We start from the raw sequence: 14,178 nt of genomic DNA, 5'->3' as shown, positions 1-14,178 counted from the left end.
TTAACGGATCAATGTAAGTAGATTCAGATATCTCACGTAAATCAGGACGTACAACCGTTTCACCGTAGCTTAAACGCCATTGTGTTTGGTCGTCCTGAATATAAGTGAATGCAAGCGCACCATAAATATCATCTTCTTGAAACGCTAAGTTACCTAAATCATCATAATCGATTGAAGGATCTAAGCCACCAGTAAACGGGTCAAGTGGCACTGACACTTGCCTGAAATCTTCCCAACGTAAGCCACCTGTCAAACGCCATTTATTATTGAAGAAAAAATCAGCTTCAAAATAATAAGCATCTGTTTTTTGTGCTGAGCGGTAATCATCACCTGCAAACGTTGTATCATTAAGTATGGGTAGATTTAGTTCTGCGTTAGCTATTGCATCATCAGAAAGAATCGTATTCAGCTCATTGCCATTTAAATCAAGGTCTTTAAATGCGCGAGTGTTTATGTCAAAGCGACGATTCGAAGCTGAGCGCTCTTTAGAGACATAATCAGCACCTGATTTTAATTCTATATCCAAACCATCTAACATGATTGGAAAAGTAAAATTAAACCCGTAGTTTTCTACTTCATCATTAAGGTCTTGGAATGTATAACGAGCAGCCGTTGTGGCATTGGTTAATGCGATTTCATTAACTAAATCATAATTACCATCTTCGTTTGCATCATTTACAATGAACCGCGTCTGCATATTTCCTGGTGCATAACGGTTTGAGCGGCCGTTTGAGTATTTCCAATCAAAACCTGCATAGTTAAGAAAATCGAATGTATGCATGCCTTTGATTTGGTTTACTATTAACTCTCTCTCTTCATACCTTACATCGTAAGAACGAATACGCTTATTATCAGACTGGTTATTATTCTCATCAATACCTAGACGATCACGAATTTTATCTTCGGTGTCGCGTAAAATCAGCGTACTAAGGTCAATGCGATGAGCATTATTATACTCAATACCAAAGTTTACCATTCCAGACATTTTCACATTATGCTCAGTGGCAATGATTTTATCGTAACCACGCACCATAGCAGCACTGTTCTCACCTAAACGGAAGTCTTCGCCTTGGTACTCTTCGCCAACAAAATATTTGTTATCATAGCTAACCGCTGATAAAAAGCCGTAACGCCAATCACCTGACTCAAAACTATTACCCAGTGTTGCTGTAAACTTAGTATTGGGGTTTACACTTGTTGCTTGCGGGTCATAATCACGGTTTAAATCAAGTGCTAAAGCACGACTTTGCTCTGGTGTGAGATCATCTAATGATTGCCCAGAGTTATAAATATCCATGATTGAATCTGGTATTTCACGGGTGCCATCATCAACACCATACCAGTCATTCGAGCCGCCATTGTACTCAATGCCATCATCAAAGTTATTGGTGTTATAACCAAGCTGACCTGATACATCAAAAACAAATTGGTCTGGAATGCTTTTTAAGCGTATATCCACATTACCACCACCAAAAGAGGCTGGCATAGAAGGAGAATAAGACTTTTGCACAGACAAACTTTCAATAATTCCTGATGGAAATAAATCAAGCGGGATGACTGAGCGGGTCGGATCAGGACTTGGCACTGCTGCACCATTTAACTGAGTACTTGAATAGCGCTCACCTAAACCACGTACATAAATAAATTTACCATCGACTAAAGTTAAACCCGTTACACGGCGTAACGCAGATGCCGCATCACTATCGCCACTACGGGATATTTGGTCAGCACCCATAATATCGGCAACAAATGCTTGTTGTTTTCGCTCTTCAAGCACGGCTGTTGCAGTGCCTTTTAAACGACTTGCGCTAACCACAACCTCCTCAAGTACAGCCTCATCTTCGGCTTCAGCAGCATGTGCTGAAACGCTTAAACTACATAAAATTGCTGCGGAAAGTGTGGATAAGCAAAACTTTTTAGAAAACTGTTTCATGTTTACCTCTATCTGAAATAAGTTACAGAAAGTGTTAAAAAAGGTACTAGTACTATGTGCTAGCACCCATTCTTACTGTGTTATTCCAGACCTACTGTCCAGCCAGCTGTCCAGTCATTATCACTCGATACAGCACCAATATGTGATGTAGTATCGAAGAAGCTATCTACAGCGTTTACATCTGTAGGAGTTGTTATATCAATAGTATAGATACCATTAACTACGTCAGTTTGTCCTGATGCTACTAAGTTACCTAACGTCGCTGTCCACCAGTTTTCTACGCTAAAATCAACACCACTTGGGTCTTTGAAGTTCTCAGAACAGGCGATAACCGATGACTTAATCGTTAAGGTGCCATCTTGTGCATTTTTAACTGTTTCACTTTCAGTAAATATTGGTGCACCATTTTCATCTACTGGAATACCTTCAACCTCTAGACACTCACCCATGCCTACTGGGCCTGTTACAATCGTGTTATAGATTTGCGCACCCGTTCCCTCACGGAAGTACATGCCTTCACCGTCATCTTCACCTTTAAAGGTATTACCAATAATGGTTAAGTTAGCAATCATTGGATTTGATTTAGGCATTTTAGATGGTGTTTTACCGTCATTATCGGCTTCTATACCACGGTTAGCATCTGAGTTATCTGCAGCTTGCTTAACAAGGATGTGCTGAAGCTTACCTTGGAAACCATTATCCCAATCGATGCTGTCATCTTGAATACTAGTTAGCACAAGGTATTTAGCCTGCACATTACCACCAAAGAACTCAACACCGTCATCAGCATTTTGATGAACTTGTAAATACTCTACAGTAGTACCAGAACCCACAGCACCAAACGTAATACCGTTAATTTCATTACCAGGTGACAGTAAGTAGCCGCCATTCATAACGCGAACATAACGTAATGTTCCAGAATTATCTGCAGTGTCAGTACCACCAAAAACAGCACCGGCTTCAACACCTTCAACTTGTAGCGCACACTCGCCTGTTTCTGGACATTTATTAGATGGCGCATTACCTAGTAGTACTAAACCGCCCCATTGACCTGCTGCCGTTGCTTGACCAGCAACATCTTGACTTGAAGTAAATGAAATAGGCTTATCTTTAGTACCGTTGGCTTCAATTTTAGAGCCACGGCTAATGACAATATAATCTTTACCGTTACGACCATAAACAGTAACGCCAGGCTCGACAGTTAGAGTTGCAGAGTCAGCATTATCATTACCAACAAAAACAGCGCCATCAACTGCGTATAAGTTACCCGCTGTTAATGTTAAGTCTGACGTTATACGGCCAGATATTTCACATGTTGTCGTTACGTTATCCGCTGGTGAAATTGAAGTAGTACCTGCAGGACAACCAGCAACTGCAGCAGGTGCTGTCACTTCTCCACCACCATAACCAAATGCCCAACCTTCACGCCAATCGTCAGAATCATTTAGAGCACCGACAAAATCAACCGTATCAAAGAAGGCATCAACCGTATTAGCAACATCTTGTCCTGCACCTAGTAGTGGCGAACCAGCAATTGGTTGACCATTCACACCAAGCATAGGCTTGTCGTTGATCACATTACCTGTTTGTTGACTAAACCAAGACTCAAGCGCAAGCAACGTAGAACCGTCAGCACCTTTTGGATCTTTAAAATTCTCACCATTGGTACATGACATAAAGGTGTTTTGCATCAAAATAGTGCCATCATTAGCATTATTAACGGTTTCACTATCAGAGAATAATGCATCTCCGTTATCATCCAGCGCAATACCTTCTAATTCTAAGCACTCGCCCATTTCATCAGAGCCTGTGATCACTGAATTATATAAATGTAAGCCGGTACCTTCACGCAGGTAAATGCCTTCGGCTTCATCTTCACCTTTAAAGTTATTACCAATAATGGTTAAGTTTGAAATAATAGGCAAAGACTTAGGCTCTTTTGATGGCGTTTTACCATCGTTATCGGCTTCAATACCGCGGTTAGCATCAGTCGAATTTTTATCTTGCTCAACATACACAAACTGCATTTTACCTTGATAACCGTTATCCCAATCAATACTGTCATCGTCGATGCTCGTTAAAACAACATGCTTTAAGTTAACTGCACCACCGAAAAACTCAACACCGTCATCAGAGTTATTATGTACTTGCAAGTAATCAACGGTAGTACCTGAACCTACGGCACCAAAGGTAATACCGTTTAGCTCATTACCGGTTGAAAGCTCGTAACCAGCGTTTTTAACAACAACATATTTTAACGTACCAGAGCTATCCGCATTATCAGTACCGCCAAATACCGCACCTGCTTCCACACCTTCAACTTGCAGTGCACAATCACCTTCAGCAGGGCATTTATTTGAAATACCATTCCCAAGTAAAACCATGCCGCCCCATTGTCCAGAGGCTGTTGTTTCGCCCATTACATCTTGTTTTGATGTGAAAATGATAGGGTCGCTTTTGGTCCCTGTCGCTTCAATTTTAGAATCACGGCTTACGACTAAGTAATCAGACCCATTGTTACCAAAAATAACGGCTCCAGGTTCAATGGTAAGGGTTGCGCTATCTGCTTTATCTTTACCTACAAACACAGCGCCATCTAATGCCCAAAATGCATCCGTCGTTAATGTCGTATCTTCAGTGATTTCACCTGAAAGCACTTGCACTTTTACTTCACCACCCAAGGCAGCTGAAGCTTCAGTAGAAAGACTTTGACTATATTCACCTGGAAGATCAGTTGGCACTGGTGGTGTAGGTGGTGTAGGTGGTGCTACTGTTTCTTCAACATTAATATTAATATCACCACCGCCACAACCAGCGAGTGTAATTGCAGAAGCCAAAAGGCTGATCTTAAATAAACCAGATAATTTCATTGTTCACTCCGTTAAGATATTTAATTATTTTATTAGCGCATTAAGTAAAAACCCAAGTCACGTTAAAACACGAAAGTCATGCTTTAAGATCACTTGAGTTTTTCAACGAGCACTACCTTACGGGAGCTATGTGACAATACAGTTACACTTTAATAAACATAAAATGACAATGTAATTTATTTAAATAACAACCTGTTATGATAAATTTAAACGAAAAAAACCGCCCTAAGGCGGTTTTGGTGTTGCGATTATAAAACAGGTTTTGTAATCAAACTGGCAGCGTTTAAATTACAATAGTAGCGTTGGCAAATTATAACAATGCGGTGCGTAATGTTTCCGCGTGTAACTTTTCACGCTTGACATATTTGATCCATTGTTCAGCCAATCGCTGCGATTTTTTGTGTTTCTCGGCTTGCTCAAACGCTAAAATAGAGGCATCAAAATTTTGCATGCTGTATTGGGCCATACCTAATGCAACATAAGCGTTGGATTCAAAATCAAGTGAACCTTTATCTAATGCTAACCGAGCAGCATCAGCGGCATCTTCAAATTGCTCTAAGTTAACAAGTACTTCAGCCATACGTTGATCGTACTTACCGTGTTCCGAAAGCTCTGCCGCTTTTGCAAAATAACTAACTGATTTATTATCTTCTTTAGCTTGCACCATGGCTTCTGCGATAAATGCATAATTCTTCGCAGACTTTTCAGCAACGCCTGATTCAATCGCTTTACTCATTACACTGGCGGCTTTGTAAGCAAGCTGATTGTATAAATATACCTGTGCAAGCTGCCTTAGATCAGATTTAGAGGTTAAAAATCCTTGCTGATAAGCCGCTTCTAGGATTGCTAGCTGTTGTTTTTCTTTGCCTGTTTCGCCATACATACCACCGAGTTGCACCCAGTATTCAGGCTTGTTATAAAGCTTTACCATACGCTCAAGTACAGCAACAACATTGTCAGTTTGATTAAGTGAATAATACATAGCACGTTGCAGTACTAACCAGTTTTCTTTTGGCTGTTTGCCTTCGCTATCGCTTTGGGCAATCGCTAAATTAATATTATCAATGCCTTTTTGGTAATCTTTTAACTGATAATACGCTTGTGATTTAAGTACATAATAGGCATCAGTTTTAGGCTTGGTATTAATTGCATCCCACTTAGCTAAGAAATCAATTACCTTATTGTAATCACTGTTTGCCATTGCTAATTGCGCTAAGCTAAACGTAGTGCTGACACGTAATGTTTCTGGAATGCCATCTTCGGCAATCACTTTTTCAAATGAAGCAATTGCTTTTACAAGGTCGTTTTCATTGTAATAAATAAACCCATAAAAGTTATGCATCATCGCAATTTCATAAGAGTTCATACTTGATGAACGCGCTTGTATGCTATCAAGCGCGTCCAAACCCGCTTTGCTATCGCCATCATCCGCAAGTTTTTGGGCGCGAGCTAATTGGCTGTATACCTTTTCACGAAGTGCGGGCACTCGTGTTGTTTTCTGCTGTTCAGCGGCCTGTACTGTCGCCAAATTTACACCCGGAAGTACACTCAATGCACTTGGTGTAACAACGCTGGCACTGATTGCAACAGTGCACAACATGCTAAGTTTCAATAGCTTGGTTGTTAGTTTTAATTTCATAATTGCCTCACATTCACTCTTTGCTTACTTAACAGAATTAACCATTAATTTGGAAAGAAATTTTATTTTGCACACCGGCTACTTCAACAGCTTCGCCATTAACAACGCGCGGTTTATATTTAAACTTAAGGGCCGCATCCATCGCTGCTCTGTCAAACAATGACTCTGGCTCGGCTTTAATAACTTGCGGCTCTTTAACCGTACCTTGCTTTGTCACTGTAAATTCAACAATGACATACCCTTCAATACCACGCGATAACGCACGCCTTGGGTATACTGGTGCCACTTTTACTATGGGTAAATACTCACCATCACTGGTTTCTAACGCTAATCCACCCGCTAGGTTTACATCAGCATCGACATTGGCAGCAAAATCAAAGTTGTTGCTAGCAGCGTTGTTATCGCTACTTTGCATTTGTGGCGATTCCATTGGCGGAGGTGGTTCTTTAGGTGTTGGTGGCTTTTGTGGTTTACGCTCCTTTTTTTGTACCGTTTCTTCTTTTTTCAAACGGACAAAATCTAACACATTCCCTTTGGCAGGTTCCGTCATGGCGCCCTCGCCACCGGTGATCAATGCCTGCATGCCTAAAAACAGCATAAATGTGACCACACCCGCTATAATTAACGCAAGTACATAACGCATCACTCGTTACCCTTCTTGAGCCGCTATTGAAACATCAAATACACCCGCTGCACGCGAGGCATCCATCACTTTTATCAAGGTTTCTGTAGTGGCTTTTTTATCGGCCTGAATAACTACACTGCCTTGTGGATTTTCAGCTTTTAAGCGTTCAATATTGGCCTGTACGGCACGTACATCTATTTGACGTTTATTGATCCAAATTTCGCCTTGATCTGATATAGCCACTAATATGTTAGCGCGCTCTTTTTTAACCGCAGTTGCCGCTTCTGGTCGGTTTACATCAATACCGGCTTCTTTTACAAACGAGGCTGTAACAATAAAGAAAATAAGCATAATAAATACAACATCCAGCATAGGAGTCATGTTTATTTCTTCTGCTTCATCTTCTTGGAATAAATTACCTAATGGGGCTCTCATTTTACTTCTCCTAGAATAAGCGGTGATTATGTACACCGCTTTTCAATAATTATTTAGTGGTCTAACACCATAGTGTCTTGCAACAATTCAACTTCACGCTTTGCTTTACGCTGTAAATAGGTTGAGGCAAACACTCCAGATAACGCACCGACCATTCCTGCCATTGTCGGTATGGTTGCTTTTGACACACCCGATGCCATAGAGCGTGCGCTGCCTGTACCTGTAATGGCCATTACATCGAAGACTTCTATCATCCCTGTAACTGTGCCAAGCAATCCTAATAGTGGACACAGCGCTACCATCACATTAATCAGCGGTAAGTTTGCGTTTAATCGCATACTAGCGCGTGACACCATGGCTTGGCGTATTTGCTCTGCATTCCAGCTGTTGCGTTCACTACGAGTTTTCCACGTATTTTTAACGTCTTTTTTGTAGTGTCGATAGCCATTAAAAAAGTACATAAATCGCTCGAGTATCAATAACCACATCGCGAAAATTAACACGGCAATGACCAAGAGAACTTGGCCACCCGTGTCGAGAAAATCACGGATAGCATTGATTGAATCAATCAATAGCACCATGGTTTAAGCTCCTTTCTCGCTTCGCTCGGCAATAATACCTGCACTTTGTTCTTGCAAAATAAGCAGTAAACCTTTTGAGCGGGTATTCAATAAGGTATATAAAAACACCGTTGGAATGGCAACCACAAGGCCTAATACGGTAGTAACTAAGGCTTGCGAAATACCGCCTGCCATTAGTTTAGGGTCGCCAGTACCGAATAAAGTAATTGCTTGGAAGGTATTGATCATCCCGGTTACCGTACCGAGTAAGCCCAGCAATGGCGCTACTACAGAGATAATTTTAATAAGCGTTAAATTACGGGTGATTTTTGGCATTTCGCGTAAAATGGCTTCGCTTAACTTAAGTTCAAGCGTGTCGTACGCCACATTAGGATATTGGTCTTTCACTTTCATGACGCGCCCTAGCGGGTTGTCATCACGAGCTGTGTCGTCTTTTAATTGACGACGGATTTTTCCACCCATCAACATGAGTGATACAAAACGCTCTAACGCAATTAATAATGCTAATAAACCAACGCCTAAAATAACGTAACCAACAGCACCACCTTGATGGACTTGCTCGCTGGTATCAGGGGCTTGTACTAATAAACCTAAAATTGAACCACCCGTTGGGTCAAGCGCAAACGGCACCACACCGGTGTTTGCTTGCTGCAAATCAGCCGCAGTCGCAGTAAAGCGGCTACTTGGTTGGCGAGTAAGCTGGCTAATAGTATTGGTAGAAGGCGTATACTCTAGGTACTGACCGTCACTAATAAGGTTAAATGCACCCACACGTACCACTTCTTTTTGTACTTTATTGCCACCGTCAACAATTACATCAGTATTGAACCGGCTTACTTTTCCTTGTTCGGTCATTTCGCGTTGTAGCTCAAACCAAACCTTTTCGATATCTTCAATAGACGCAAGCTTTGAGGTAGAACCCATTTTTTGCGCCAATTCGTCCATAAAAGTACTACGCCCAGGTAACTGAGCCGATACCACCGAGGTTGCAAACTTATTGCTAGAATCTCCAGCAACTTGTTGTAGCACACCAAATAGCTCTTTTAATGAACCCATACGCTTTGATAAAGTATCGGTCAGATTAGCCAATTTAATTTCGTTTTCTTCAAACTGCGTTTCTAAACGCTCTGACTCGCTAAGCATCTGATTTCGTTTAGCTTGGGTGTTTTTAAGCATTTGCACTTGTTCATTTTGACGTGCTGCAAATTCTTGTTCGCGTTGTTTATTTTGTTCTGATTGCGCTGATTTACCCTGCTCTAACGTTTTTAATAGAGCATCCAAATTCATTGGTTCAGCGGCACACATCGCACCTGAAAAACCTAAGCTGGCTGCAAACACGGCCATTTTTGTCATTTTCGTTAATAATTTCATGGTAAACCTCTTATTCTGCAGCATGAATTGGCAGTGTTAACATATCGGGGGCTAGTTGTTTGCGAGCAATACGAAGCCCTTTATTAATTTGACTAATGGTTGAATCAGGCAGTGCAACAAACGACTGTGTTTTTTGATCCCAACTACCTGCTTGTTTGCCATCGCGGGTAAGGTAAATGAGTTCTAAACGACCAATGCGCAGAAAGTCGACTTCACGTTCTTTATTGTCCACATCAAGCAATGCGGTATACGCTTCAATAGTGCGTCCGTAGTCAACCTCAACTTGATAAGCCTCTAAAACACGACGAAATTTTTCACTTGATGTAATATCAGCGCGTTCCATCATTGCATTTAATGATTCAAGACGCTGCTTTCGCTCTTGCTTTAAAAACGGCACGTCTAAGGCAACAAACTGTTCAAGCCCAGTGATCATACGAAGCATTAAAGGGGTTATTTGGCGCTCAATAATCGATACTTGATCCATCGATAAATTAAGCGATTCCATCTCTTCTATTTGATTATTTAACTGTTTTGTAAGCTGTGCGTTATAAACGGCTAAACCATCTATTTCTTTATTTAGGGTTTTGAATTGCTGTAAACGCCCTTGCATTGAATCTGCAATCTTGTCTATTTTTGTTTGTGATTGCACAGCTAAATTATTAATTTCGCTGCTTTTATCAATTACCGTGTTTAAATCATTGGCGTGGACTGCTGCACTTGCGGCTACAATACCAGCTAAAATTAATGGTTTAACGCCTTTCATCGTATACACCTTTGCTCGTTAATTAGCGGATTTGCTAGTGTTTATTAATCGCTTTATCTTGTTTACAAAAAAACAATTTAAAGCGAGATAGTTTCAATGAGCGAAAGTGTATAGATTAAAAATGACAAGCGTGTTGCGTAAAAAAGTCGATTTTATGACAGCGGTAATAAATTAGCCTTATTGGCTTATTTTACAATTCAGGGGTGAAAGTAGTGGGATTAAGTTTACAGGTAGGATTGTATTTCAATCAGGGTTTGTCGCCAATCTGTGTAGTTAATAGCAATGGGGTATGCGCTATTGTTTTTTATTAATACTAACGACGGAAAACCTTGAATAGGTAAACTGCGAACAAAGTTAAGCTCATCATCAAAGCGACGCTTAAGTTCCTTAGAGTGTAACTGCTGAGTAAATAAACAGGGATCTAAACCAATTTTTTCGCATAGTTTAATAAGCACGTCTTCATCCGATGGATTTTGCGCCTTTAAATAATACGCTTGTTGAATAGCGTCGATCATCTGTGGCTCTTTGTTAAAGCTACGAGCAATTACAGCCGCTCTGCAGGAGGGATAAGTAGAACGGCGCGGTTGGCATTCTCGCCAAAAATTAAAATTAAACTCAGTGCCTAATTGGTTGCTAATGTTTTGCCATATGCCTTGTAGTTGCAACTGCATATCGACACTCATTGGCTGGTCGCTATCAGCAGCTAAACCGCCGATTCTATATTCTATAGGCAGAATATTTGCTAGAGCCGATTCAAGTTTTTGCCACGTAGGCTTATATCCCCAGCACCAGCTACACATAGGATCATGCACATAAATAAGCTTATTGACTGACATACTCGCCATGCGCAAATATGACTTTATTGCGCCCTTGTGATTTTGCCTGATATAAATATTCATCGGCTTGTTTTAATGCACTGTCGTAGTCATCAATATGATTAGCTTGTGCAATGCCAATGCTGCAAGTTAACGATACTCGTTGTTGTTTATCAGTTAATATTACATGATGTTGCACGCATTCTCTAAAACGATTAGCCAAAATACTGGCTTCTATGGTGGTCATCTGCGGTAAAATAACCACAAACTCTTCGCCACCATAACGGGCTTTAAGGGCGGTTGCAGAAAATTGCGACTCTAATAATTTAGTAAACTCTATTAATACGGTATCGCCAAAATCATGGCCGTAGGTGTCGTTTAATTGTTTAAAGTTATCTAAATCAATAAGTAGAATAGACAGCGGCAAATAATGCGCTGGCCTTGCAGCAGCAAGCTTTAAAAAATGTGATGTAATAAAACGACGATTAGGCGCCCCTGTAAGCTGATCGGTATACGCGTGTTGTTTTTGCTCTAAAGTTACATCGGCAATGGCAAGGTGGCTACGGTGACGAAAATACTCACCGATAAAAGAAAAAACCAGCACTAATGAAAACGCAGCAATAAAGCGGGTTTTTTCTACCACGCCATAAGCGACTTGGCCTATGTCTGGCCCATAAAGTAGTGCAGCACAACTCAATAACATGCTACCACTCAACCAAGCTCCAAATTTTACGCCGAGAATGGCAAATGCGGCAACAGGATAAAACATTAGCCAATATAAGGCGGTGTTTTCTTTACCGCCGGTGTATACCAATGCTAAACACATCAAAAATACAATCATCAAAGTAATTAGCGCGATAGCATTAAGATGTTTGGTTTTTATAAAATAAACAATACACCCTACAATGGTTACATTTACTGAAACTAACGCGACAGTTAACATGGGCGCATAAACACCATGGTTTGCAATCACTAAATAAGTAATTAACACCAAGGCAATCGTTATCATGGTAAATAACGAAAACACTTGGCGCTGTCTATCAAAGCTATAAACACTATCAATATTGATTAAACTAAGCCAGTTAGGTTTATTTATTTTTGTTTTACTGATCATACTTTGAATTTTTTAACCATGCGCTCTAAGTCACTAAATTGATGCTTAAGTTTGGTACACTCTTCCAAAGTAAGATTTAGGTTTGATTGGCCTTGAGTCGATAAGTCGCTGATAACGTGAATATCACTATGTAATGACTTAACCACTTGGTTTTGCTCATCCGTAGCATTAGCGACACTATGATTGGCGTCGGTTATTTGCTTTATCGCGCTGATTATTTGTTTCATTACATCGCCAACTGCATCAGCTTGCTGAACACTTTTTTCACTTTCTTCTAAACTGGTTTTCATCAGCTCAACGGCAGAGCTTGAGCCTTTTTGTAGTTCAATTACCGTATCTTCAATTTCTTGGGTTGATTGCTGTGTTCGTTGTGCTAATTGCCTGACTTCATCAGCAACAACGGCAAACCCTCTTCCCGCTTCACCTGCACGTGCCGCTTCTATTGCCGCATTTAAAGCAAGCAAGTTAGTTTGTTCACTCACGCCTTTGATTACGGCAAGTACATTACCGATATTAGCAGTATGTGAATCTAAACTATTAATTGTTTCTTGTGCTTGCTCTATATTTTGCGAAAGTTGATGAATGCTCGATACGTTATTCGTTAGTGTTTGCTGATTTTTAGCGCAATATTGATCAGCATCTTTAGCAAGTGTTGAGGCATTACTTGCACTAGTTGAAATTTCTGTTGCGGTGGCTGAAAACTGGTTAATTGCCGATGCCACACTATTGGTACGTTCACTTTGGTCGTCGTACATAGTTAATGTTGAATCTGTTTGGGTAACAAGTTTAGCAACCGCGGTTTCTAGCAACTGTGTTGAAGACTTAACTTGAACAATTGAATTTTGAATTTTTTCTATAAAAATATTAAATGAATTACTTAACTGACCAAATTCATCATCATTTTCTACACTGAGGCGACGAGTTAAATCACCTTCACCTTGGGCTATATCTCTAATAGCATCGTTTAAGCGATACATAGGACGCATTAAGTAACGTAATAAAAGCTGTAGCGCAAAAACAATGACTAAGGTTCCCACTATTAAATAAATCAGTGCTTTTTGACCAAATGCCGACACACTTTCGAAGGCCGTGTCTTTATTGATCACCGCCCCTAAGTACCAATCAACATTTTCTATGCCTTGAATTTTGGTAAATGACACTAAAACAGTTTCATTAGCAACTTGGTGCTCTGTAAAAGTATCGATTAGCTCAATGTCTTTACCAAATAATTCAGTGAGCGCTTTTGAATTTAACTCACTGTTTGGGTGGCTCAATATTTGGCCCTTTTGGTCTAACAAAAAACCATAGCCAAGCCCTAGAAAATCAATATTATTGATAATTTTAGCAATGGTTTGCATATCGATATCAGCGCCTGCAACTCCTTTAAATTGACCATTAATATTTATGGGCGCAACGGCAGAGATAGTCAGTTCATTGGTGGTCACATCAATATAAGGCGTGGTAAATGCAGTGTTAGTTTTGTTTTCAACTAATTTGTACCAGGGACGACTGGTTGCATCAAAATCGTCGGGTAAAATGACGCTTTGGTCATTTAAAATAAACGCACCTGAGGATTCGCCTATGTAGGTATTTTTAAAATCCCCCGCCATCTCTGCAGTATTTAATTGCGATAACGTGAGCGCTTTAGCATCCTCAACTTGATAGGTTTTTGCTAGCGAGATAACAATGGCTAACTTATTATTCAGCCAGCTTGCTATGTTTTGCGAAACAGACTGGGAACTTTGCTTTAATACTAATGATAGCTGCTCTTGGGTTTGATGACGCATTGAAAAGTAGTTGTTTATAGTGAAAATACCTAACACTAAAACTAACACTAATGACGCAGCGATGGTGATTTTGGAGGTGAATTTTAGCGAGCTAAATATAAGTACCTTAAGAATTAATCATTATTATCACTGTCTTTTTAACAAATTTTTAACTGAAAGTCTTAGCAAATGTGAACTAAGATTGATTAAATATCAAAAAACAATAATAAAGGATTATTTTTAATAAATAGCAAAAATTAATCAGG

11 protein-coding genes are annotated in these 14,178 nt (G+C 40.1%); all 11 read right to left on the bottom strand.

All coding sequences use genetic code 11. The features are described from left to right. On the bottom strand, positions 1–1,933 hold a 1,933-nt coding region (locus tag P20439_RS15045), incomplete at its 3' end, for a TonB-dependent receptor domain-containing protein (RefSeq protein ID WP_036934323.1). Positions 1,934–2,013: 80 nt separating this feature from the next. Beyond that, the gene (locus P20439_RS15040; protein WP_008468060.1) at positions 2,014–4,803 is read right to left on the bottom strand and encodes a hypothetical protein; all 2,790 of its coding nucleotides are present in this window, start codon (positions 4,801–4,803) and stop codon (positions 2,014–2,016) included. 310 nt (positions 4,804–5,113) lie between these two features. Beyond that, on the bottom strand, positions 5,114–6,442 hold the full coding sequence (locus P20439_RS15035) for a lipopolysaccharide assembly protein LapB (RefSeq protein WP_008468058.1): 1,329 nt from the start codon (positions 6,440–6,442) through the stop codon (positions 5,114–5,116). Positions 6,443–6,479: 37 nt separating this feature from the next. Further along, positions 6,480–7,085 (bottom strand): energy transducer TonB, encoded by a 606-nt coding sequence (locus P20439_RS15030; RefSeq protein WP_008111498.1) that lies wholly within the window; start codon positions 7,083–7,085, stop codon positions 6,480–6,482. Between the two features lie 6 nt (positions 7,086–7,091). Further along, the gene (locus P20439_RS15025) at positions 7,092–7,502 is read right to left on the bottom strand and encodes a biopolymer transporter ExbD (protein WP_008111500.1); all 411 of its coding nucleotides are present in this window, start codon (positions 7,500–7,502) and stop codon (positions 7,092–7,094) included. Positions 7,503–7,555: 53 nt separating this feature from the next. Then, positions 7,556–8,083 carry a MotA/TolQ/ExbB proton channel family protein gene (locus P20439_RS15020; RefSeq protein WP_008111501.1) on the bottom strand — a complete coding sequence of 176 codons (528 nt, stop codon included), beginning with the start codon at positions 8,081–8,083 and terminating at the stop codon, positions 7,556–7,558. Positions 8,084–8,086: 3 nt separating this feature from the next. Further along, the gene (locus P20439_RS15015; RefSeq protein ID WP_008111503.1) at positions 8,087–9,454 is read right to left on the bottom strand and encodes a MotA/TolQ/ExbB proton channel family protein; all 1,368 of its coding nucleotides are present in this window, start codon (positions 9,452–9,454) and stop codon (positions 8,087–8,089) included. 10 nt (positions 9,455–9,464) lie between these two features. Continuing rightward, the gene (locus P20439_RS15010) at positions 9,465–10,217 is read right to left on the bottom strand and encodes a DUF3450 domain-containing protein (RefSeq protein WP_008111504.1); all 753 of its coding nucleotides are present in this window, start codon (positions 10,215–10,217) and stop codon (positions 9,465–9,467) included. Positions 10,218–10,441: 224 nt separating this feature from the next. Further along, on the bottom strand, positions 10,442–11,053 hold the full coding sequence (locus P20439_RS15005; protein ID WP_008111506.1) for a DsbA family protein: 612 nt from the start codon (positions 11,051–11,053) through the stop codon (positions 10,442–10,444). Then, positions 11,040–12,146, bottom strand: coding sequence for a GGDEF domain-containing protein (locus P20439_RS15000; protein WP_008468057.1), 1,107 nt, complete (start codon positions 12,144–12,146; stop codon positions 11,040–11,042). Before P20439_RS15000 ends, P20439_RS15005 begins: the two co-directional genes overlap by 14 nt. After that, entirely contained in the window at positions 12,143–14,032 is a 1,890-nt protein-coding gene (locus P20439_RS14995; protein WP_036934319.1) for a methyl-accepting chemotaxis protein, read from the bottom strand. Before P20439_RS14995 ends, P20439_RS15000 begins: the two co-directional genes overlap by 4 nt. Positions 14,033–14,178 lie beyond the last annotated feature (146 nt).

It is taken from the genome of Pseudoalteromonas sp. BSi20439 (assembly GCF_000241165.1).
Taxonomy (GTDB): domain Bacteria; phylum Pseudomonadota; class Gammaproteobacteria; order Enterobacterales; family Alteromonadaceae; genus Pseudoalteromonas.
The sequence above is the reverse complement of the archived record's forward strand: the minus strand, read 5'-3'. Positions and strand labels throughout refer to the sequence as shown.

What these genes read in the sequence shown, in the direction of transcription:
- P20439_RS15040 (WP_008468060.1), bottom strand. Translation starts at nt 4,803, where the DNA reads ATGAAATTATCTGGTTTATTTAAGATCAGCCTTTTGGCTTCTGCAATT.
- P20439_RS15035 (WP_008468058.1), bottom strand. Translation starts at nt 6,442, where the DNA reads ATGAAATTAAAACTAACAACCAAGCTATTGAAACTTAGCATGTTGTGC.
- P20439_RS15030 (WP_008111498.1), bottom strand. Translation starts at nt 7,085, where the DNA reads ATGCGTTATGTACTTGCGTTAATTATAGCGGGTGTGGTCACATTTATG.
- P20439_RS15025 (WP_008111500.1), bottom strand. Translation starts at nt 7,502, where the DNA reads ATGAGAGCCCCATTAGGTAATTTATTCCAAGAAGATGAAGCAGAAGAA.
- P20439_RS15020 (WP_008111501.1), bottom strand. Translation starts at nt 8,083, where the DNA reads ATGGTGCTATTGATTGATTCAATCAATGCTATCCGTGATTTTCTCGAC.
- P20439_RS15015 (WP_008111503.1), bottom strand. Translation starts at nt 9,454, where the DNA reads ATGAAATTATTAACGAAAATGACAAAAATGGCCGTGTTTGCAGCCAGC.
- P20439_RS15010 (WP_008111504.1), bottom strand. Translation starts at nt 10,217, where the DNA reads ATGAAAGGCGTTAAACCATTAATTTTAGCTGGTATTGTAGCCGCAAGT.
- P20439_RS15005 (WP_008111506.1), bottom strand. Translation starts at nt 11,053, where the DNA reads ATGTCAGTCAATAAGCTTATTTATGTGCATGATCCTATGTGTAGCTGG.
- P20439_RS15000 (WP_008468057.1), bottom strand. Translation starts at nt 12,146, where the DNA reads ATGATCAGTAAAACAAAAATAAATAAACCTAACTGGCTTAGTTTAATC.